The organism is Photorhabdus hindustanensis, assembly GCF_002968995.1.
GTDB lineage: Bacteria > Pseudomonadota > Gammaproteobacteria > Enterobacterales > Enterobacteriaceae > Photorhabdus > Photorhabdus akhurstii.
On record NZ_PUWT01000001.1, the window covers coordinates 25,804 to 46,697 of the forward strand.

The following is a 20,894-nucleotide window of genomic DNA, read 5'->3' on the forward strand; positions in this document are numbered from 1 at the left end:
GAAGGGAACTGCCGTGCTAAACCGTTATCCTTTGTGGAAGTATCTGATGCTGATCGCTGCGATCCTCATCGGTTTGCTTTATGCACTTCCCAACCTTTATGGTGAGGATCCGGCTGTACAAATCACTGGCGCGCGAGGTGTCGCCGCCAGTGAGCAAACGCTGGTCCAAGTCCATAATGTTTTAGAAAAGAATCAAATCGCGAGTAAATCTATTACGCTGGAAAATGGCGCGATTCTTGCTCGTTTCAATAATTCCGATATTCAGCTTCGTGCCCGTGAAGTATTGATGTCCACATTAGGCGATCAATACGTGGTGGCATTGAACCTGGCGCCAGCAACACCAACCTGGTTAAGTAAGGTTGGCGCCGAACCAATGAAGTTGGGCCTTGATCTGCGGGGTGGGGTGCACTTCCTGATGGAAGTGGATATGGAAACCGCATTAGGCAAACTGCAAGAGCAGAATATTGAAGGTCTGCGCACTGATTTGCGTGAAAAGGGTATTCCTTATTCCACTGTTCGTAAAATTGATAATTACGGCGTAGAAATCCGCTTCCGTGATGAAAAAGCGCGTGCTGAGGCGGAAAACTATCTGACAGGTCGTCACCGTGATTTAGTTTTCAGTATCGGAACTAATAATACCCTGAAAGCGGTGATGAGTGATGAACGTCAGCGCGAAGCCCGTTCTTATGCGGTACAACAGAACATTACTATTCTACGTAACCGTGTTAATCAACTGGGGGTGGCTGAACCATTGGTTCAGCGTCAGGGCGCTGACCGTATTGTGGTTGAATTACCGGGTATTCAGGATACCGCTCGTGCAAAAGAGATTCTTGGCGCGACAGCAACGTTGGAATTCCGTCTGGTTAATACCAGTATTGATTCTACCGCGGCTGCATCAGGTCGTGTGCCTGGTGATTCTGAGGTGAAAAACACCCGTGACGGTAATCCGGTTGTGCTATATAAGCGTGTTATTCTGACCGGTGATCACATTACAGATTCAATCTCGGATGCCGATGAATATGGTAATCCACAGGTGAGTATTTCACTGGACAGTGCCGGTGGCACAGCGATGTCTAATTTCACCAAAGACAATGTTGGTAAGCCAATGGCAACACTGTTTGTGGAATATAAAGACAGCGGTAAGAAAGATGCTAACGGTCGGGCGGTGTTAGTTAAACATGAAGAAGTGATTAACATTGCTAATATTCAGACTCGTCTGGGGAACAATTTCCGTATCACGGGCCTTTCCAATGCAACCGAAGCGCGTCAGTTATCCTTATTGTTGCGTGCAGGGGCTTTGATTGCGCCGATTCAGATTGTGGAAGAGCGTACCATTGGACCAACCCTTGGTCTGCAAAATATTGAACAAGGTTTAGAAGCTTGTCTGTGGGGCTTAATCGCATCAATTCTGTTTATGGTGATTTACTATCGTAAATTTGGCGTGATTGCGAGCAGTGCGTTGTTGGCTAACCTGGTGTTGATTGTCGGTATCATGTCTCTGCTGCCAGGGGCGACGTTAACCATGCCGGGGATCGCGGGTATTGTGCTAACGCTGGCGGTGGCGGTTGATGCTAACGTGCTGATTAACGAACGTATCAAAGAAGAATTGCGTAATGGCCGGACAGTACAACAAGCGATACATGAAGGTTATAAAGGGGCTTTCTCCAGTATTATTGACGCTAACCTGACTACGTTGATTACTGCGGTCATTCTTTATGCTGTTGGTACCGGGTCAATTAAAGGCTTTGCGATAACAACGTCAATTGGTGTCGCGACTTCTATGTTCACCGCTATTGTAGGTACTCGAGGGATCGTCAACCTGCTATACGGCGGTAAGCGTATTAAGAAGCTATCAATTTAAGGAGCACGTTGTGGCACAGGATTATACTGTTGAACAATTGAACTATGGTCGCAGAGTCTATGACTTTATGCGCTGGGACAACGTTGCTTTCGGAATTTCGTTGCTGCTGTTGGTAGCTTCTGTTTTTGTGATGGCAACCCGCGGATTTAACTGGGGACTCGATTTTACCGGTGGTACGGTAATCGAAATCAAACTCAGTCAATCTGCTGATCTGGATAAGATGCGTGATAGCCTGGCAAAAGCGGGTTTTGAAGATCCGCTGTTGCAAAATTTCGGTAGTAGCCGTGATGTCATGGTGCGTATGCCACCGGTTACGGGAGCGGCTAATGAGGAACTGGGTAAAAAGGTTATTAAGGTCGTTAATGACACCATTGATAAAGATGCGAGTGTCAATCGTATTGAAATTGTTGGGCCGAGTGTCGGTGCTGAGCTCGCCCAAGATGGTGCAATGGCGTTACTGGCGGCGCTTGTCTGCATCTTGATTTATGTTGGGTTCCGTTTTGAATGGCGTTTAGCATTGGGTGCGGTTCTTGCCCTTGCCCATGACGTCATCATCACATTAGGGGTTCTATCACTGTTTCATATCGAGATTGACCTGACCATTGTGGCATCGCTGATGTCGGTTATCGGTTACTCATTGAATGACAGTATCGTGGTTTCTGACCGTATCCGTGAGAATTTCCGTAAGATCCGTCGTGGTACGTCGTATGAAATTATGAACGTCTCTCTGACGCAAACGTTGAGCCGTACAATCATGACGTCCGCGACTACCTTACTGGTGGTGCTGATGTTGTATATTTTCGGTGGCGCGATGTTGAAGGGTTTCTCACTAGCGATGTTAATCGGTGTTTCTATCGGTACGGTATCTTCTATCTATGTTGCTTCCGCTTTAGCGTTGAAACTGGGTATGAAGCGTGAACACATGATCCAGCAAAAAGTTGAAAAAGAAGGGGCTGATCAGCCATCTTTGTTACCTTAATTATTCTGCCTTGATGCTGTTCAAACACCCTGTGAGTATTCCGGCTGACAGGGTGTTTTTTATTCAGATTAAGGATAAACTGTAAATTTAGTTTGGATTAACCATCAGGAAACGATATGCATTGCCCATTTTGTGCTGCTGTTGATACCAAAGTGATTGACTCTCGTTTAGTTGGGGATGGCTCGCAGGTGCGCCGACGGCGCCAGTGTCTTGAGTGTCATGAGCGATTCACCACTTTTGAAATGGCTGAGTTGGTTATGCCTAGAGTAATAAAAAGTGACGATATCCGAGAGCCGTTCGATGAAGAAAAATTGCGCCGCGGTATGCAAAAAGCACTGGAGAAGCGCCCGGTTAGTTCTGATGATGTAGAGATGGCGATTAGCTATATTAAATCTCAGTTACGTGCTACCGGTGAACGGGAAGTTCCATCCAAAATGATTGGTAATCTGGTCATGGATGAATTGAAGAAATTGGATAAAGTTGCTTATATCCGTTTTGCTTCTGTTTATCGCAGCTTTGAAGATATTCGTGAATTTGGCGAAGAGATTGCTAAATTACAAGGTTGAGCCAGTGAATAACGATAAAAAATATATGGCGCGTGCTTTGGAATTAGCGCGTCAAGGGCGCTTTACCACGTCACCTAATCCCAACGTAGGTTGTGTGATTGTGCGTGATGGGCAGATTATTGGGGAAGGTTTTCATTTACGTTCTGGCGAGCCACATGCTGAGGTTCACGCTTTACGGATGGCCGGAGATAAAGCTAAGGGCGCAACTGTTTATGTCACGCTTGAACCGTGCAGTCATCACGGTAAAACGCCACCTTGTGCCGATGCGTTGATTGCGGCTGGTGTTAGCCGTGTGGTTGCGGCGATGCAGGACCCTAATCCACAGGTAGCAGGAAGGGGACTTTATAAGCTGCAACAGGCTGGTATTGCAGTAGAGCATGGTCTGATGATGGAAGAAGCTGAATCTCTCAACCGGGGATTTTTGAAACGGATGCGTACCGGATTCCCGTATGTTCAGTTGAAGATGGCTTCTTCTCTTGATGGGCGAACTGCATTAGCTTCTGGCGAAAGTAAATGGATTACATCATCTCAAGCTCGCGATGATGTGCAAAAATTCCGTGCTCAATGTAGCGCGATTCTGAGTTCCAGTAGCACTGTTCTGGCTGATGATCCTCACTTGACGGTTCGTTGGAGTGAATTGGATGCAGAAACTCAGGCGGCTTATCCCGAGGAAAATCTTTGTCAACCGGTACGTGTTATTGTTGACAGTCAAAATCGTGTTGGTCCTCAGCATCAGGTGATACAACAGCCCGGTTATTGTTGGCTGGCTCGCACTAAAGCAGATGAACATGACTTGTCTAAAAATGTAGAACAGATACTGTTACCGGCTCATGGTGCTGGGGTAGATTTAGTGTCATTGATGATGCAGTTGGGGAGGCGCCAGATCAATACGGTCTGGACTGAATGCGGGGCATTGTTGGCGGGGGCATTGCTAACGTTAGGATTGGTGGATGAACTGGTTCTTTACGTTGCGCCAAAAGTGCTAGGTGATACGGCTTGTGGTTTGTTTACTATTCCTGAACTCAAAAATCTGGCAGTGGCGCCGGAATTTGACATTTTTGATATACAGCAAGTTGGGCCTGATCTTCGTCTGCGTTTACGGCCTGTATACTGACTGAATATGTGAGTGTGGATTAATTTGCCTGTTTTTATGCTCCGTTGCTAAATCGGCAGGCGCGGCTAACGAAAGAATATGATAGAATCCGCCCCCCTGCGGATATGAACAGATAGAAGGAAGGCTATGAACGTAATCAAAGGTGTTGTTGCAGCTCCACAAGCTCGTGTGGCGATTGCCATTGCACGTTTCAACAACTTCATTAATGACAGTCTGTTAGGAGGCGCGGTAGATGCGCTTGAGCGTATCGGTCAGGTTGCCTCAGAGAATATCACTGTTGTCTGGGTTCCTGGTGCTTACGAGTTACCATTGACAGTGAAGACATTGGTCGAAACCCGAAAATATGATGCCGTTGTCGCGCTAGGTACAGTTATCCGCGGTGGTACCGCTCATTTTGAATACGTTGCTGGTGAATGCAGTTCTGGTCTGTCTAGTGTGGCGATGTCCAGTGAAATCCCAGTGGCATTTGGTGTTCTGACTACAGAAAGCATTGAACAGGCGATTGAACGCGCTGGAACCAAAGCGGGTAATAAAGGCGCAGAAGCTGCATTAACCGCGCTGGAAATGGTCAATGTAATTAATGCCATTAAAGGCTGATTTTAGTTTTAATTAAGGGGAATCTTGTGAAACCTGCTGCTCGTCGTCGTGCTCGTGAGTGCGCTGTTCAGGCTATATATTCATGGCAATTATCTGGCAATAGCATTGCTGATGTTGAATTACAGTTTCTGTCGGAGCAGGACGTCACTGGTGTTGACGTAACCTATTTTCGTGAATTGCTGTCAGGAGTAGCTGTGAATGCAGTTAAGCTGGATGCTTTGATGGCTCCTTATCTTTCCCGTCAGCTCGAAGAGTTAGGTCAGGTAGAAAAAGCCATTTTGCGTGTTGCTATGTTTGAACTAAGTTATCGTGATGATGTCCCTTATAAAGTGGCTATTAACGAAGCTATCGAATTGGCAAAAGTCTTCGGTGCTGAAGATAGTCACAAATTCGTGAACGGAGTATTGGATAAATCTGGTCCAGCAGTACGCAGAAAAAGATAAGCTACTGCTTGTCGGGTTTTTCCCACCGTAGACGATGATTTGTAAGGCCGGGATACCGGCCTTATGTTCATGATCATCAGTAATTTTTTGGGATTTTATTATGGCATGTGGCGAATTTGACCTCATTGCACGTTATTTTGATCGCCAGGAGACTAACCGGCGTGATGTAAATTTGGGTATTGGTGATGACTGCGCACTAATGACACTGGCCGATAAACAACAATTGGCGGTTAGTACGGATACCTTAGTTTCAGGCGTTCATTTTTTACCTGATATCTCCCCTGAAGATTTAGCTTACAAATCTCTCGCTGTGAATCTTAGTGATCTAGCCGCGGTCGGCGCTGATCCTGCTTGGCTTTCATTGGCTTTAACATTACCGGAAGTAGATGAATGCTGGCTGAGTAGTTTCAGTGACAGTTTGTTTGAACAATTGCGTTATTACGGTATGCAGCTTATTGGCGGCGACACTACCCGCGGCCCGATGAGTCTGACGTTGACGATTCATGGTTTAGTTCCCGCAGGCAGAGCGTTACGGCGTGCTGGCGCAAAAAATGGCGATTGGATTTATGTGAGTGGATCGTTGGGTGATAGTGCGGCGGGTTTGGCTCTGTTACAAAACCGTCTACAAATTTCTGATCCGATATCCCACAACTGGTTAGTTCAGCGTCATCTCAGGCCGCAGCCTCGTATTTTACAAGGGCAAGCACTACGTGGCCTGGCAACATCAGCTATTGATTTGTCTGATGGTTTGATTTCCGATTTGGGTCACATTCTGAAAGCCAGCCGATGTGGAGCCAGAATAAACCTGGATGCGATTCCTTACTCTGATGCGATGAAACAATATGTTGAACCACAACAAGCTTTGATGTGGGCTTTGAGTGGTGGGGAAGACTATGAATTGTGTTTTACCGTCCCGGAGCGGAATCGTGGTGCGTTGGAAATTGCGTTAGCGCATACCGGTGCTGGTTTTAGCTGTGTTGGACAGATCATGGCGGAATCGGAGGGTATTCGTTACTACAGCAATAATAAAGAGATTAAATTAGATCTAAAAGGGTTCGATCATTTTATTACCGAGGAAGCACATGGATAAGGCAAAGCGTCGCTTACGGATGAGCAATCCCTGGCATCTATTAGCGACAGGTTTTGGTAGTGGGTTGTCGCCGGTTGTGCCGGGAACAATGGGATCGGCAGCGGCTATTCCATTCTGGTTATTACTGATTCAGTTTCCGGAATGGATGTGCTGGTTGGTGATTATTGTCGGGATGTTTGTCGGCATAATGATTTGCCAGCGTACTTCTGATGATATGAAGGTTCATGACCACGGTAGTATTGTCTGGGACGAATTTATCGGTATGTGGATCACATTGATGGCAATCCCTGTGGTTAACTGGCAGTGGGTTTTGACCGGTTTTATGGTGTTCCGTATTCTCGATATGTGGAAACCGTGGCCAATTCGCTGGTTTGATCGCTATGTTCATGGCGGATTAGGCATCATGTTGGATGATGTTATCGCTGCTGTATTTTCTTTCGTGATTGTTTGGTTATTGGCGTTTTATCAGATTTTTATTTTCTGAGGTGTGGTGTATTGATTATCCCTTAGAGGGGACTCATTTAAAGCTTCCCCGCAGTGACTAGAGCTGCATGTATTGTTTTGAATGGTAACAGCAAAGATAGATGGGCATCTAATAGCGGAATAGCACCATAGCTGGTGTACCACTCGGCAACACGTCCATTCTTGGCATCAATCAGCAATGCAACCCCGCCAGCCTGCGCGGCCACCAATAAACAGCGCCGACCAGCGGCTAGCAACAACTGGCCACCGAGCCCTTGATTCTGTACTGAAAGATCTACAGCCAGACGGCTGAGCCGAAATACTGGCACTTCATGTCGAGCCAGGCCCCGTTTAATCACTTCCGGTGCACGTTCATAAGCAATAGAAGCGGGGCTTAGACTATAGTAACCCAATACCGTTCCATTGTTCTCGCTAACCGCAAGGTAGGTTTTTGCCCCACCTTTCTCATGGCTCTGCCTTGCATGGCGATGTAAAAACTGATTCAATGCCTCATCACCACAGTCAAAAGCACCGCGATCATGATGTTTGCCTATAGGTTCTTCGTGCCAGATTGGTAGCGTCATGATTGTTTTGGCAAGGCAAATGCTGCGGCCAACAATTTATCATTGGGTGCCGGTGGGTTATCCAAAAGATCCAGAACATGCAAACTATCTCTTTTGGTCAGCTCCAGCCGTTCGCTCTCGTCGATAATCTTCTGTGCTGCTGACATCACATTGCGGATCACGAATTCAGTCAAGTTGGTATGTTGTAAAGCGGCTGCACGCATCAACAGCGACTTTTCTTCTGAGGCAATACGTAGCGACATTCGGTCGTTAGTTTCTACTGGGATCTGAGGCATTGTTACGCCCTCCTATTTGTACGTATTGAAATCGTACATTAAGGTGTGCCTATTAGCAAGATGTACATAATGAAAGCGTACGTGTACCGTATCAAATACGAACGCTTTTGGCACGGCCGTGACCCCTATCTTGTCATTTTCAGAAGACGACTGCACGAAATATCAGAAGTCGGCTGCACTGGATTGCTGGGTTTGTGTAGAGTACTTTGGTAGGCATCGTTACTTGATTCTGAAAATGGTGCCTTTTTATAGAGAAGAATGCGGAAATACATATCATCTAACTTGAGGAACTTCCTACTATAATCCCAAAAAAGTCGCTAATTACAATTCCAATAATGGAACAATTCGACAGATTATCACCAATATTTCCTAATGTGGGCGTCAGAGTAGGAGGTATAGACCGCTGGCGGTTTTAACTCAAATCATTATACGTAATCAATCGGTAAATCCACACACTGAGGATAATAGGATAAATACCCTATTATCCTTATATACTCAGGAAAATAGCCTTTTATTGATGCTATTTTGAATACCTGCGGCATCAAGCCCTAAATCCGCTCTGATTTCTTCCTGACTGCCTTGTGGCACAAATTGGTCAGGCAAGCCAATATTCAGAATTTGCACCAGACGACCTTCCTGCATTAGCAGTTCATTAACGCCACTTCCGGCGCCGCCCATAATGGCATTTTCTTCCAGCGTGACCAATAAATCATGGTTATCAGCCATTTCTAATATCAATTCTTTATCCAGTGGTTTGACAAAACGCATATCAACAACAGTCGCATCCAGTGACTCTGCTGCCGTTATTGCATCGGGTAACAGAGTACCAAAGTTCAGGATCGCTATCTTCTTACCCTGACGACGAATAACGCCTTTACCAATTGGCAATTGTTCAAATGATTGGCGTTCTGCCCCCGTTCCTGTTCCTCGTGGATAGCGCACGGCTACTGGACCTTGCTGATAATGATAGCCGGTATGCAGCATCTGTCGGCATTCGTTCTCATCACTTGGCGACATAATGACCATGTTGGGGATACAACGAAGGAATGAAAGATCAAAGGCGCCTTGATGTGTCTGACCATCAGCACCTACGATACCTCCGCGATCTATTGCAAATAGAACAGGTAGATTCTGAATGGCGACATCATGGATAACCTGGTCATAAGCACGTTGGAGAAATGTTGAATAGATAGCAACAATCGGCTTGTAACCACCAATTGCCAAACCAGCGGCAAAAGTCACGGCATGTTGTTCTGCAATGGCGACATCGAAGTATTGATCAGGATATTCACGGGAGAAACGCACCATACCAGAGCCTTCGCGCATGGCTGGTGTGATTGCCATCAATTTTTTGTCATTGGCGGCTTCTTCGCATAGCCAGTCTCCAAAGATTTTGGAGAAAGTAGGGCGGTTGTCTGAGCTTTTAGGTAATGCGCCAGTAGTCGGATCAAATTTAGGTACCGCATGCCAACTGATAGGATCTTTTTCGGCGGGTGCATAGCCCCGACCCTTTTTAGTCATGATGTGCAGTAGCTGTGGCCCTTTCAACTCACGCATATTTTTCAGCGTTTGGGTCAATGTCAGTACATCATGTCCGTCGATGGGGCCAATGTAATTAAAACCCAATTCTTCAAACAGAGTGCCAGGAACAACCATGCCTTTGATATGTTCTTCAGTTTTTTTCAGTAGTTCTTTAATCGGAGGTAGATTGGAAAAGACTTTTTTCCCGCCTTCCCGCAATGTGGTGTAGAGTTTACCGGAAAGAAGTTGAGCTAGATGGTTATTTAACGCACCAACGTTCTCTGAGATAGACATTTCGTTGTCATTAAGAATGACTAACATATCCGGGTCGATATCCCCGGCATGGTTCATCGCTTCGAAAGCCATGCCTGCTGTTATCGCGCCATCACCGATAACACAAACTGTACGACGGCCTTTGCCTTCGCGTTGAGCGGCAATTGCCATACCTAATCCAGCACTGATAGAGGTCGATGAGTGGCCGACACATAAGGTGTCGTATTCACTTTCATCCCGCCACGGGAAAGGGTGAAGCCCATTCTTTTGACGAATCGTATCAATACGATCTCGGCGTCCTGTCAAGATTTTGTGAGGATAAGCCTGATGGCCGACGTCCCATACCAATTTGTCGAAAGGCGTTTTATAGACATAATGCAACGCCACAGTCAGCTCAATGGTGCCAAGACCGGAGGCAAAGTGACCACTAGAGCGACTGACACTGTTTAGCAGGAATTGCCGAAGTTCATCACATAACTTCGGCAGGCTCTCTTTTGGTAACATACGAAGTTCTTCAGGATTTTCCGCTAATGCCAATGTTGGGTATTTGGCTATATCAATGCTCATTTGATACTCGTTAAGAAGTGTTTATTAATAGCGCTGCCAGTGGGTAAATTTACCGGCAGACCTTAGTTGTTACGTTCAATGATAAAACTGGCAAGTGCGCGCAGCATGGTTGTGTTATAAGATTTATCTTCCAGTTTATTCAAAGCTTGTAATGCTTCTTGATACAGTTCGTATGCTTTTTTCTGTGCTTGTTCTAACCCTAGTAATGCGGGGTAAGTGCTTTTTCCTAGCTGTTGGTCACTGCCTTGGCGTTTTCCTATCATTTCGGTATCGCCAATGACATCAAGAATGTCGTCCTGAACTTGGAATGCGAGCCCGATGGCTTGGGCATATTGATCCAATTCAGGCAAGACGTCATGCCCACGTTGACCTGCGCCATATGCGCCCATTCTGACTGCGGAACGGATAAGTGCGCCCGTTTTGTGGCGATGAATTTTTTCTAGCATATGGAGATCGATGTGTTTGCCTTCTGCTGCCAAATCCAGGGCCTGGCCGCCACACATACCGGTTACGCCACTGGCGGTTGCCAATTCAGCAAGCATTTCGAGGCGATCTGCTGTTGTAACATCCGGCATTTCTCTTTTAGATAGGATTTCAAACGCTAGTGCCTGCAATGCATCTCCCGCTAGAATCGCGTGAGCTTCGCCAAATTTTATGTGGCAGGTCGGTTGTCCACGGCGTAAATCATCGTTATCCATCGCCGGTAAGTCGTCATGAATTAATGAAAAGGCGTGGATACATTCAACGGCTGCTGCTGGAGCATCCAGATTATTTGCGGATAACCCAAACATTTCACCAACGGCATAAACTAAAAATGGGCGCAGGCGTTTACCACCGAGCAAAGTACCATGTTGCATTGCGTGAACGAGCGGGTTGTCTGCAAATGCCAGTGAAGATAGTGTGCTTATCAGAACGTTATTGACTCGTTGTTGACAGATTTTAAGCTGTTCTTTAAATTGGGTTGAATTTTGTTCAGACATAGGCTTATTCAGTATCCGGGGAGAAATGACTCAGTGGAGATTGGGCATCATCGTTAAGCAGAATCTGAACTCGCTGTTCTGCTTGTTGCAAAGTCTGTTGCCCTTGACGGGCTAATTGAATACCACGCTCAAACTCGCTTAGGGCTTCTTCCAGTGCCAGTTCACCTGATTCCAGCCGGGCGACGATCTGTTCCAGCTCTTTTAATGAGCTTTCAAATGTCATTGCCGGGGCAGGTTCTGGCGTACTGTTTGTACTTTCTGATATTGCGTTTTTCTTTGGCATAATTTTTTACTATTTACAGAGTTCGCCTGAGGGTTGCAGACTATCTTATTATGCTGGTGCAAACAAATCCTTAACTGATTTTGTGTTTTTTCCGCGCTATACCACGAGATAGTGTTATACTCCGCGGCCTGATTTGACAACCAAAACGTACCATCAGTTTTTTTATCAAAATGCCTAACTACTACTATAACTCACTATGAAGTTTATTATTAAATTATTCCCGGAAATCACGATCAAGAGCCAAACTGTTCGTTTGCGCTTTATTAAAATTCTCGCTAGTAATATTCGCAATGTGCTGAAAACATTAGGAGATAATATTGCAGTGGTTCGCCATTGGGATAATATCGAAGTTCGTACTAAAGATGAAAACCTTGGCGCTCAAATTTGTGATGCGCTGACACGTATCCCCGGTATTCACCATATTCTGCAAGTAGAAGAGCGTGAGTTTCGTGACATGCATCATATCTTTGAACAAGCTTATGATGCTTATGGCGAATCGCTCCACAATAAGACATTTTGTGTTCGGGTAAAACGTCGTGGTAAACATCAATTTACGTCTAATGAAGTAGAACGTTATGTCGGTGGTGGTTTAAACCAGCATATTGAATCTGCGAAAGTAAAACTCAATCATCCTGATGTTACCGTCAATTTGGAAATTGATCAGGATGTGCTGATTTTGGTAAAAGCCCGTTATGAAGGGATTGGTGGTTTTCCTATCGGAACGCAGGAAGATGTATTGTCTCTGATTTCTGGGGGTTTTGATTCTGGTGTTTCCAGCTATATGCTAATGCGCCGTGGCTGCCGTGTTCACTATTGCTTCTTCAATCTTGGCGGCTCCGCTCATGAAATTGGCGTGAAGCAGGTTGCTCATTATCTTTGGAATCGTTTTGGTAGTTCCCATAAAGTCCGTTTCGTTGCTGTGGATTTTGAACCTGTTGTCGCTGAAATTTTGGAAAAAATTGATGATGGCCAAATGGGGGTGGTGCTTAAACGGATGATGGTAAGAGCGGCATCTAAAGTTGCAGAGCGTTATGGCGTGCAAGCGATTGTTACCGGTGAAGCTTTGGGACAAGTTTCCAGCCAGACACTCACTAATTTGCGTTTGATTGATAATGCGTCGGATACATTGATTCTGCGGCCGCTGATTTCTCATGATAAGGAGCACATTATCAGGTTAGCGCGTGAGATTGGCACTGAGGATTTTGCCCGTACGATGCCTGAATTCTGTGGTGTTATTTCAAAAAGCCCAACAGTAAAAGCTGTTAAAGCTAAAATTGAAGCAGAAGAGGCAAATTTCGATTTTAATATTCTGGAAAAAGTGATCAGTGAGGCTCAGAATATTGATATTCGCCAGATCGCAGAACAAAGCAATGAGCAAGTGGTTGAAATTGAAACGGTGACAGCGTTCGTTCCAACGGATGTGTTATTGGATATTCGTTCGCCTGATGAACAAGATGATCGGCCATTGCAGTTAAATGGTGTGGAAATCAAATCATTGCCATTCTATAAGTTGAGCAGCCAGTTTGGTGATTTGCCAAAAGATAAGACTTATCTACTCTATTGTGAACGTGGAGTTATGAGTCGTTTGCAGGCACTCTATTTATCTGAGCAGGGTTTTGATAACGTGAAAGTTTATCGGCCTTAATTGTTTTAATTATACATTTCGGGGTTCTTATTACGTGAACCCCGAATCGTATAAAGTAAGATGTTTTTGTCTATTTTTTCAATCCTGATAAGAATATACACCTAGTGGCAATATGAGTTGAGCTGCCACTTCTGCTGCTATTTCTCGTCCTTTTAATAATTCAATGAGTTTTAATGCGAAATCGAAAGCTGTCGCTGGCCCTTGGCTGGTCAATAGATTGACTCGATCATCAAAACAGACTCGGCAATCAATCCATTTATCGGACGAAATTTTGTCTTGCAAACCGGGGTAGCCGGTCATTTTGGCTGTAGGGAATAAATTGTGGTGTTCAAGCACGATAGCAGGCACGGCACAAATTGCAGCGATAATTTTCCTTTGATAATGTGCCTGGCGGATTTTTTCGATAACGAGTGAATTATCACGGAAACATTCGGCACCTCGCATACCGCCGGGTAAGATAATGGCATCGAAAGATTCATCAATAACTTTTTCCAGAGGGACATCAGCAACTAGTTTTACACCTCTGGAACAAGTTAAAACCAGTTCTCCATCGCTGGCGGTGCTGGCGATCGTGACACTGATACCAGCGCGTACCAGTAAATCAATGGTTGTAACGGCTTCTATTTCTTCACTACCGTGGGCCAGGCAGATGAGTGCTGAAGGGGTCATAATCATCTTTCCTTATGTTTAACTAGGTTATAGATACGGATATTTTCAGGGGTTGCCAGACCATGTGCACCGGCCCGGCGTAATAAGTAACCGGTGATATAGTCAATTTCAGTGCGACGTTTTGCGCGGACATCCTGCAACATGGAAGAGTAGTTCTTTGCTGTAAGTTTAATCACATCGTAGACATAGGCAATCAGGTTGTCGATAGTAGTATGCATGTTCTCTCGTTGCATAACCTGAATAATCTCTTCGCACAAAGTATTTAATTGTTCCGGATAGCGAAGCAAATCGCCATTTTGGCATTCATAAAGTGCAGTTAGCGGGTTTACGACACAGTTAGCGGCAAGTTTCAGCCAACTAATAGAGAGTATTTCGTTATGCCATGCAACGTCTGGCAAAGATTGGTGTAATACATTAGCCAGAGAGCTAAACCCAGTTGCATTTGACGTTGCCGAGCCAATATGGGTTAGCCCGGACGCGGTATGATAAACCCGTTGGTTATCCTGATATGCGCCATGTGTTGTGACGCCAAGTAGTATTGGATTAGGCGCTGATAATAGTTCTTCTTGGGTGCCTATGCCGTTGTGTAGTAATAAAATTGGGCAATTAGGTGAAAGTTTGGGGAGTAAATTATTCACTGCATCAGCGACTTGCCATGCTTTCAGGCAGACAATTAGTAATTCGCTGTTAGCAAGATGATCGCTATTATTAGTTGGGATTGGTTGGTTGAATACTTGCCCATTCATTTCGTCAATATGAACAGATAAATAAGACTGGGAACTTTTTAACCAGCCCTGTACTTGATGCTTTTGTTGCGATAATGCTGCTAGCCACAGTTTTCCTATAGCGCCACAGCCAAGAACGGTTATCTTCATATACACCTTTTGAAAGACGCTGCCATAATATTGGGATGGAAATAATAAGATCCCGCTAATCCAAGTATAGCGCTTTTGCTGACAGTGGAAAGCGGTTATCATGCCAACTTATTGATTATCAGGAGGTCATGGATAATGCCATCTTTCGATATTGTTTCAGAAATTGATATGCATGAAGTTCGCAACGCGGTAGAAAATGCGCAGCGCGAGCTTGCTAGCCGTTGGGATTTCCGTAATGTCAGCGCCAGTTTCGAATTAAATGAAAAAAGTGAATCTATCAAGATCGCTAGTGAGTCAGATTTTCAGGTAAGTCAGTTGGTTGATATCATACGTGAAAAGTTGGCTAAACGTGGTATCGATGGCGCTGCATTGAATATCCCTGATGATATGTTGCACAGTGGTAAGACTTACAGCGTTGAAGCGACTCTGAAGCAGGGGATTGATACCCCTACGGCGAAAAAGATCGTGAAGCTGATTAAGGATAGTAAACTGAAAGTGCAAGCACAGATTCAGGGTGAACAGGTGCGAGTGACAGGTAAAGCTCGTGATGATTTGCAAAGTGTTATGGCATTAGTTCGTGGCGCAGAGCTGGGACAGCCATTCCAGTTTACTAATTTCCGGGATTGATTTTCTGCCTAGTGGATTGAGATATCTAGCCTAATATGGAGTGGGGTATTCCTGACCAGAATACCCCACTCCCAGTTTTCCTTAATATCAAATCGGAGTGAGTGGAGTTATCTGGTTTGATACTTAACCTATCGTGTCATTATTGTTAGCTATCAATTGTTCAAGTTGTGCTCTGCTTGTCAGTTTAGTATCTACTTTTATGTAAGCACTATGCTCCTCCGGCACAATAACGACGTCGTAAACGCCTGGCTGAACAAGAATTTTTTGTTCCAGTAATGCTTTATTGACTATATTTTCTGGCAGAGAAATTCTGATGCTGCTGACATAAGGGGGTTGTTTCATTGTTGTACTGATAATGAACCAAATGGTTGTCAGTACGATACCAGCCATAAATACCAGCGGCGCTCCTTTTAATTCAGATAACCAACCACCAAGGCTCCCTCCTAAAGCGACACCTAAAAATTGGCTAGTAGAGTAGATGCCCATTGCTGTACCTTTATAACCTGCTGGTGCTTCTTTACTGATAAGTGATGGCAGGATAGCTTCCATTACATTGAAAGCAATAAAGAAAATTTGTATGCCGATGAAAATTACCCATAAGTGATGTCCCGCTGCCCACAATACAATTTCAGCAATCAGTAGCATTGTGATACACAGTGAAAACACTTGTTTCATGCGGCGCTTTTTTTCTGCGTAAATAATGAAAGGTAAAACAGATACAAATGAAACCAGCATGGTGATCAGGTAAACCTTCCAATGTTGTTGGTTAGGGAATCCTGCTTGTTGCATCACCAAAGGAAAGGCGACAAAACTTGCCATTAGCAAAGTGTGCAAACTGAGTATGCCAAAGTTGAGTTTCAGCAATTGGCTATCAGTCAGAACTTTACTGAAACTGTGACGAACAATGCCTGATTCGCGGTTGAGGATGTGTTTATCTGTGGAAGGAACAGCAAATAGCGTTATCAGAATGCCACAACCGGCTAGAATGGTAATTACCCAAAATAGACCGTTTAATCCAATGGCATGAGCCAGGATTGGGCCAAGTACAATGGCTGCGGCGAAAGTTATTCCGAAACTAATGCCAATAAAAGCCATCGCTTTAGTTCGATTTTGTTCACGGGTTAAATCAGAAAGTAGCGCCATAATTGCAGCAGATATGGCTCCAGCACCTTGTAGCGCTCGTCCAATTATTATGCCCCAGATAGAATCACTGAGAGCAGCAATGATACTGCCTAAGACGAATAGTAGTAACCCACCAACAATTAAGGGCTTAGCGCCAATTTTGTCAGAAAGCAGTCCAACAGGGATCTGTAAAATTGCTTGGGTTAAACCATAAATGCCAATGGCGATACCAATAAGTGTTTTGGTGGCATCTTCTAGATTCAGGCCATAGGTTGTTAATACAGGAATCACCATGAACAAGCCTAGCATTCGCAGAGAAAAAACTGAACCTAGGCCCCATGTCGCCCGAAGCTCAAGTGGCGTCATTTTATTATCGTTCATGATTACCTCGAAATATTTTGATGTGTCATTGTAGATAGGTTTTCAATAAGGGGTAAATAGTTAATTGAATTAATAATATTGAAGTATTAAGGAGAGGGAATAACAGGCTGGAAGGAAACTGATGGCAGGGGGGACCACTGCCATCAGGGAAAATTACCGGACGTAAGTTAGGAAGGCTTCTGAGGGTACATGTGGGTCAATAGACATCATGACACTCAGGGAAGTGATTGCCACAATGGAAAATATAAATAATTTACGAGCCCAAATGCGGTCATTATCAGTTTTGTAACCGGATAACGCCATTCCTAGCCACCAGACGCTCACTGCTGCTGCAACAACCAAATATTTGTAACCAGCGTAACCGCTGATGGCTAACATAAGGGTTGCAATCATAAATGCCAGGATATAAAGGATAATGTGGTTTTTCGCCACGGATATGCCTTTGATCACGGGCAGTACAGGAATATTGGCTGCCTGGTAATCTTTGAAACGAAAAATAGCAATGGCATAGGAGTGCGGCATTTGCCACAGGCTGAAAATCAGTAACAGGATCAACGCGCCCGTATCAAACTGACCAGTTACTGCACAATAACCGATAACCGGAGGTGCCGCACCGGACAAACTGCCGATCAACGTGCCATAAACAGATTTCCTTTTCATATAGAGGCTATAAACCCCTACATAGACGACAAAACCGATAATCGCTAATTGCATTGCTAAAGCATTGGCTGCTGCATAGAGCAGCACTATGCCAACAATACCCAGTATTGATGCATAAATCAGGCTGATTTTCGGATCAATAAGCCCTTTTACAAGGACACGGTTTTTTGTTCTTTCCATGATCCGATCGATGTCACGGTCAATGTAGTTGTTAAATACACAGCCAGAAGCCACGACTAATGAAACGCCGAGCAGAGTCGAAATGAACAAAGGGTAATCAATCACCCCTTTCGAGGCGAGTAGAAAACCACCGATCACAGAAATTAAATTGCCGAAAATAATTCCTGGTTTAGTTACTTGCAGGTATTGCTTAATCATATATGCAGCTCTTTAATCAACCATCATATTAATGTTGAGGTTGTACATAATCCATAGTGAGCCAACAACAACAATACCGATAATTAAAATGGTGAACAGCAATGCTACTAAGTTCCAGCGTTCTTCTGACGAAGTGTTCATGTGCAGGAAGTAGATAAAATGAACAATAATCTGCACCACAGCCAGAGCGACTACTGTTGTCAGGATAGTCGTATGGGAGGCAGAACCATCCATTACCATCCAGAATGGAATCACAGTCAGGATGACTGAAAGAACAAAGCCGATCAGATAAGATTTCAGGCTACCGTGGCTAGCTCCAGTATGAGCAGTATTAGAATGACTCATTACATAGCTCCTAACAGATAAACAACGGTAAATACACAGATCCAGACCACATCTAGGAAGTGCCAGAACAAGCTCAGGCAGTTCAGACGGGTTTTATTGACATCAGTTAAACCGCGGCGGGTGACTTGGATTATCATGATGATAATCCAGACCAGACCACAGGTAACGTGGATACCGTGAGTAGCAACTAGTGCGAAGAATCCGGACAAGAATGCACTGCGGTCAGGACCGTAGCCTTCAACAATCAGGTGATGGAATTCGTACAATTCCATCGCCACGAAGCCAAGGCCGAACAGGAAAGTCATGCCGAGCCAGGCGTTAACCTGGCCGATTTTTCCTTTGTTCATTCCCAGCATGGCAAAGCCATAAGTGATACTACTGAATAACAGTAGGAAAGTTTCAACCAATACAAAAGAGAGGTTGAAAAGCTCTTTACCAGATTTGCCGTCCGCGGTTCCGTTAACGAGTACTGCATAAGTCGCAAACAGACATGCGAACAGAATACAGTCACTCATCAAGTAGACCCAGAAACCGAATACTTTAGTGGCTCCCGCATCGTGGTGCCCATGATGCTCGTGGGCATGATTGTGGTTGGTCATAGTTTCAGTTGACATGGTTCAGACCTGCCTTGCTAATTTGTTCATGGTGTTGATTCTCAATTTGCTCAACTTCAGCAACGGGTACGTAGTAATCAACATCTTCATCAAAGCTTTTTGCAATCCAAGTGATAATCATGCCTGCAAAGCTTGCGATAACCAGCCACCAGATATGCCAAATCATGGCGAAACCAAACAGCAAGCTAAAGCCAGCAATAATTACCCCCGCACCAGCATTTTTAGGCATATGAATTTCTTCATACTGAGCAGGACGCTTATAAGCAGTGCCTTTTTCTTTCATATCCCACCATGCATCACGGGTTTGAACATGTGGAACTTCAGCAAAGTTATAAAATGGTGGTGGAGAAGATGTTGCCCACTCCAGAGTACGTCCGCCCCAAGGGTCACCGGTCAGGTCACGGTTTTGGTCACGGTCACGGATACTCACGTAGAATTGAATGACCTGACACAGGATACCAACGGCAATCAGTGCAACACCAATCGCGGAGACGACCAGCAGAGTATGGAATTCAGGGTTGATATCTTGGCTAATACGACGGGTCATTCCCATAAAGCCGAGCGCGTAAACTGGCATAAAGGCGATAAAGAAGCCGATGATCCAGAACCAGAATGCGCGGACACCCCATTTTTCGTTCAGTGTGAAACCAAAAGCTTTCGGGAACCAGTAAGCAGTACCGGCGAAACAACCGAAGACAACACCACCGATGATCACGTTATGGAAGTGTGCAATCAGGAACAAGCTGTTATGCAGAACGAAGTTTGCGCCTGGAACTGCTAGCAGAACGCCGGTCATACCACCGATAGAGAAGGTGACGATGAAGCCAACGGTCCATAACATCGGTGTTTTATACTCAATACGGCCTCGATACATGGTGAACAGCCAGTTGAAGATCTTAACGCCTGTCGGAATCGAGATAATCATGGTGGCTATGCCGAAGAAGGCGTTAACGTTCGCGCCAGAGCCCATCGTAAAGAAGTGGTGCAGCCATACGATAAATGACAATACGGTGATGGCAATGGTTGCCCACACCAGAGAAGTGTAGCCGAACAGTCGTTTTTTCGAGAACGTCGCAGTCACTTCAGAGAAAACACCAAAGACTGGCAGCACCAGAATATAAACTTCAGGGTGACCCCAAGCCCATATCAGGTTGATATACATCATCATGTTACCGCCCATATCATTGGTGAAGAAATGGGTACCCATGTAGCGGTCAAAAGTTAGCAGGGCAATGGTAACGGTCAGAATTGGGAATGCTGCGATGATCAGTACGTTAGTACAGAGTGCTGCCCAAGAGAATACAGGCATTTTCATCATGGACATGCCAGGAGCACGCATACGCAGGATCGTCGCAAAGAAGTTAACGCCTGTCAGCAAGGTACCGATACCGGATATTTGAAGACTCCATATCCAATAATCGACCCCAACGCCCGGACTATATTCTATACCTGAGAGCGGAGGATAAGCTAACCAGCCGGTCTGAGCGAATTCACCCACACCCAGAGAGATGTTAATCAGCGCAACGCCAACGACGAAGAACCAGAAGCTCAGTGAGTTCAGGAATGGGAATGCCACGTCACGAGCGCCGATCTGTAGTGGAACCACGATGTTCATCAGGCCGACAACAAAAGGTGTCGCCATGAAGAAAATCATGATAACGCCGTGGGCAGTAAAAATCTGGTCATAGTGATGCGGCGGCAGGAAACCTGCTTCACTAGCAGAGGCGACAGCCTGTTGACCACGCATCATAATGGCATCGGCAAAGCCACGGAGCATCATGACCAGTGCCACGATAATGTACATAATACCGATTTTCTTGTGGTCAACGCTGGTTAACCACTCGCTCCATAGCCATTTCCATTTACGGAAATAGGTCAGGGCTCCGACAATCGCGAGCCCTGCGAAGAGAATCCCTGCAAGAGTGACCATGATAATGGGCTCATGCAATGGGATTGCATCAAGTGTTAATTTTCCCAACATTA

The 20,894-nt window shown here is 45.1% G+C and carries 21 protein-coding genes and 1 pseudogene; 10 read left to right on the top strand and 12 right to left on the bottom strand.

Features of this window, described 5'->3' with window-relative positions; translation table 11 throughout:
• Positions 1-13: 13 nt before the first annotated feature.
• The 8 genes from secD (at position 14) to pgpA (ending at position 7,134) form a co-directional block, all read left to right on the top strand.
• A complete protein-coding gene (secD, locus tag C6H66_RS00110) occupies positions 14-1,861 on the top strand; it encodes a protein translocase subunit SecD (protein ID WP_105394481.1) in 1,848 nt (615 codons plus the stop codon).
• Between the two features lie 10 nt (positions 1,862-1,871).
• Entirely contained in the window at positions 1,872-2,840 is a 969-nt protein-coding gene (gene secF, locus C6H66_RS00115; RefSeq protein WP_036775069.1) for a protein translocase subunit SecF, read from the top strand.
• 116 nt (positions 2,841-2,956) lie between these two features.
• On the top strand, positions 2,957-3,406 hold the full coding sequence (gene nrdR / locus C6H66_RS00120) for a transcriptional regulator NrdR (RefSeq protein ID WP_036775072.1): 450 nt from the start codon (positions 2,957-2,959) through the stop codon (positions 3,404-3,406).
• Between the two features lie 4 nt (positions 3,407-3,410).
• Positions 3,411-4,520: a bifunctional diaminohydroxyphosphoribosylaminopyrimidine deaminase/5-amino-6-(5-phosphoribosylamino)uracil reductase RibD gene (gene ribD / locus C6H66_RS00125; protein ID WP_181150124.1), complete on the top strand. Its 1,110-nt coding sequence runs from the start codon at positions 3,411-3,413 to the stop codon at positions 4,518-4,520.
• A 126-nt stretch (positions 4,521-4,646) separates the two neighbouring features.
• Positions 4,647-5,117, top strand: coding sequence for a 6,7-dimethyl-8-ribityllumazine synthase (gene ribH / locus C6H66_RS00130; protein ID WP_046394460.1), 471 nt, complete (start codon positions 4,647-4,649; stop codon positions 5,115-5,117).
• Positions 5,118-5,143: 26 nt separating this feature from the next.
• Positions 5,144-5,560, top strand: a complete 417-nt coding sequence (nusB, locus tag C6H66_RS00135; protein WP_046394461.1) for a transcription antitermination factor NusB — start codon at positions 5,144-5,146, stop codon at positions 5,558-5,560.
• Positions 5,561-5,660: 100 nt separating this feature from the next.
• Positions 5,661-6,650: a thiamine-phosphate kinase gene (thiL, locus tag C6H66_RS00140; RefSeq protein WP_046394462.1), complete on the top strand. Its 990-nt coding sequence runs from the start codon at positions 5,661-5,663 to the stop codon at positions 6,648-6,650.
• Entirely contained in the window at positions 6,643-7,134 is a 492-nt protein-coding gene (gene pgpA / locus C6H66_RS00145; RefSeq protein WP_105394482.1) for a phosphatidylglycerophosphatase A, read from the top strand. The genes thiL and pgpA overlap by 8 nt, the downstream gene beginning before the upstream one ends.
• 37 nt (positions 7,135-7,171) lie before the next feature.
• Here pgpA and C6H66_RS00150 read toward each other — a convergent pair whose 3' ends face one another.
• The 5 genes from C6H66_RS00150 to xseB all read right to left on the bottom strand — a co-directional run bounded on the left by C6H66_RS00150 (position 7,172) and on the right by xseB (position 11,595).
• Positions 7,172-7,696 (bottom strand): acetyltransferase, encoded by a 525-nt coding sequence (locus C6H66_RS00150; RefSeq protein WP_046394464.1) that lies wholly within the window; start codon positions 7,694-7,696, stop codon positions 7,172-7,174.
• Positions 7,693-7,971, bottom strand: a complete 279-nt coding sequence (locus C6H66_RS00155) for a type II toxin-antitoxin system TacA family antitoxin (RefSeq protein ID WP_046394465.1) — start codon at positions 7,969-7,971, stop codon at positions 7,693-7,695. The genes C6H66_RS00150 and C6H66_RS00155 overlap by 4 nt, the downstream gene beginning before the upstream one ends.
• Before the next feature lie 495 nt (positions 7,972-8,466).
• The gene (dxs, locus tag C6H66_RS00160) at positions 8,467-10,332 is read right to left on the bottom strand and encodes a 1-deoxy-D-xylulose-5-phosphate synthase (protein ID WP_046394466.1); all 1,866 of its coding nucleotides are present in this window, start codon (positions 10,330-10,332) and stop codon (positions 8,467-8,469) included.
• 62 nt (positions 10,333-10,394) lie between these two features.
• A complete protein-coding gene (gene ispA, locus C6H66_RS00165) occupies positions 10,395-11,312 on the bottom strand; it encodes a (2E,6E)-farnesyl diphosphate synthase (RefSeq protein ID WP_046394467.1) in 918 nt (305 codons plus the stop codon).
• A 4-nt stretch (positions 11,313-11,316) separates the two neighbouring features.
• Positions 11,317-11,595 carry an exodeoxyribonuclease VII small subunit gene (gene xseB / locus C6H66_RS00170; protein ID WP_046394468.1) on the bottom strand — a complete coding sequence of 93 codons (279 nt, stop codon included), beginning with the start codon at positions 11,593-11,595 and terminating at the stop codon, positions 11,317-11,319.
• A 196-nt stretch (positions 11,596-11,791) separates the two neighbouring features.
• Between xseB and thiI the strand changes: the two genes are divergently transcribed.
• A complete protein-coding gene (gene thiI / locus C6H66_RS00175; protein WP_046394469.1) occupies positions 11,792-13,240 on the top strand; it encodes a tRNA uracil 4-sulfurtransferase ThiI in 1,449 nt (482 codons plus the stop codon).
• A 78-nt stretch (positions 13,241-13,318) separates the two neighbouring features.
• Here the strand turns inward: thiI and yajL are convergent, their stop codons facing one another.
• Both yajL and panE read right to left on the bottom strand, forming a co-directional pair.
• Positions 13,319-13,909 (bottom strand): protein deglycase YajL, encoded by a 591-nt coding sequence (gene yajL, locus C6H66_RS00180; RefSeq protein ID WP_046394470.1) that lies wholly within the window; start codon positions 13,907-13,909, stop codon positions 13,319-13,321.
• A pseudogene (gene panE, locus C6H66_RS00185) lies at positions 13,872-14,784 on the bottom strand (2-dehydropantoate 2-reductase). The gene yajL and the pseudogene panE overlap by 38 nt, the downstream one beginning before the upstream one ends.
• A 135-nt stretch (positions 14,785-14,919) precedes the next feature.
• Between panE and C6H66_RS00190 the strand changes: the two are divergent.
• Entirely contained in the window at positions 14,920-15,411 is a 492-nt protein-coding gene (locus C6H66_RS00190; protein WP_036775093.1) for a YajQ family cyclic di-GMP-binding protein, read from the top strand.
• Between the two features lie 123 nt (positions 15,412-15,534).
• Here the strand turns inward: C6H66_RS00190 and C6H66_RS00195 are convergent, their stop codons facing one another.
• From C6H66_RS00195 to cyoB, 5 genes are all read right to left on the bottom strand, one after another.
• Positions 15,535-16,914, bottom strand: coding sequence for an MFS transporter (locus C6H66_RS00195; protein ID WP_105394483.1), 1,380 nt, complete (start codon positions 16,912-16,914; stop codon positions 15,535-15,537).
• A gap of 153 nt (positions 16,915-17,067) precedes the next feature.
• A complete protein-coding gene (gene cyoE / locus C6H66_RS00200; protein ID WP_046394473.1) occupies positions 17,068-17,952 on the bottom strand; it encodes a heme o synthase in 885 nt (294 codons plus the stop codon).
• A gap of 12 nt (positions 17,953-17,964) precedes the next feature.
• Positions 17,965-18,297 carry a cytochrome o ubiquinol oxidase subunit IV gene (locus C6H66_RS00205; RefSeq protein WP_036775099.1) on the bottom strand — a complete coding sequence of 111 codons (333 nt, stop codon included), beginning with the start codon at positions 18,295-18,297 and terminating at the stop codon, positions 17,965-17,967.
• Complete coding sequence (locus C6H66_RS00210; protein ID WP_105394484.1) at positions 18,297-18,911, bottom strand: cytochrome o ubiquinol oxidase subunit III; 615 nt, start codon at positions 18,909-18,911, stop codon at positions 18,297-18,299. Before C6H66_RS00210 ends, C6H66_RS00205 begins: the two co-directional genes overlap by 1 nt.
• On the bottom strand, positions 18,901-20,892 hold the full coding sequence (gene cyoB, locus C6H66_RS00215; RefSeq protein ID WP_046394476.1) for a cytochrome o ubiquinol oxidase subunit I: 1,992 nt from the start codon (positions 20,890-20,892) through the stop codon (positions 18,901-18,903). Before cyoB ends, C6H66_RS00210 begins: the two co-directional genes overlap by 11 nt.
• Positions 20,893-20,894 lie beyond the last annotated feature (2 nt).

Bases quoted from the DNA above. Each gene is read 5' to 3' on its own strand.
- yajL (WP_046394470.1), bottom strand. From the start codon at position 13,909: ATGACCCCTTCAGCACTCATCTGCCTGGCCCACGGTAGTGAAGAAATA.
- ribH (WP_046394460.1), top strand. From the start codon at position 4,647: ATGAACGTAATCAAAGGTGTTGTTGCAGCTCCACAAGCTCGTGTGGCG.
- C6H66_RS00205 (WP_036775099.1), bottom strand. From the start codon at position 18,297: ATGAGTCATTCTAATACTGCTCATACTGGAGCTAGCCACGGTAGCCTG.
- C6H66_RS00190 (WP_036775093.1), top strand. From the start codon at position 14,920: ATGCCATCTTTCGATATTGTTTCAGAAATTGATATGCATGAAGTTCGC.
- thiI (WP_046394469.1), top strand. From the start codon at position 11,792: ATGAAGTTTATTATTAAATTATTCCCGGAAATCACGATCAAGAGCCAA.
- nrdR (WP_036775072.1), top strand. From the start codon at position 2,957: ATGCATTGCCCATTTTGTGCTGCTGTTGATACCAAAGTGATTGACTCT.
- pgpA (WP_105394482.1), top strand. From the start codon at position 6,643: ATGGATAAGGCAAAGCGTCGCTTACGGATGAGCAATCCCTGGCATCTA.
- cyoB (WP_046394476.1), bottom strand. From the start codon at position 20,892: ATGTTGGGAAAATTAACACTTGATGCAATCCCATTGCATGAGCCCATT.
- C6H66_RS00210 (WP_105394484.1), bottom strand. From the start codon at position 18,911: ATGTCAACTGAAACTATGACCAACCACAATCATGCCCACGAGCATCAT.
- dxs (WP_046394466.1), bottom strand. From the start codon at position 10,332: ATGAGCATTGATATAGCCAAATACCCAACATTGGCATTAGCGGAAAAT.
- C6H66_RS00195 (WP_105394483.1), bottom strand. From the start codon at position 16,914: ATGAACGATAATAAAATGACGCCACTTGAGCTTCGGGCGACATGGGGC.
- cyoE (WP_046394473.1), bottom strand. From the start codon at position 17,952: ATGATTAAGCAATACCTGCAAGTAACTAAACCAGGAATTATTTTCGGC.
- ispA (WP_046394467.1), bottom strand. From the start codon at position 11,312: ATGTCTGAACAAAATTCAACCCAATTTAAAGAACAGCTTAAAATCTGT.
- thiL (WP_046394462.1), top strand. From the start codon at position 5,661: ATGGCATGTGGCGAATTTGACCTCATTGCACGTTATTTTGATCGCCAG.
- xseB (WP_046394468.1), bottom strand. From the start codon at position 11,595: ATGCCAAAGAAAAACGCAATATCAGAAAGTACAAACAGTACGCCAGAA.
- C6H66_RS00155 (WP_046394465.1), bottom strand. From the start codon at position 7,971: ATGCCTCAGATCCCAGTAGAAACTAACGACCGAATGTCGCTACGTATT.
- C6H66_RS00150 (WP_046394464.1), bottom strand. From the start codon at position 7,696: ATGACGCTACCAATCTGGCACGAAGAACCTATAGGCAAACATCATGAT.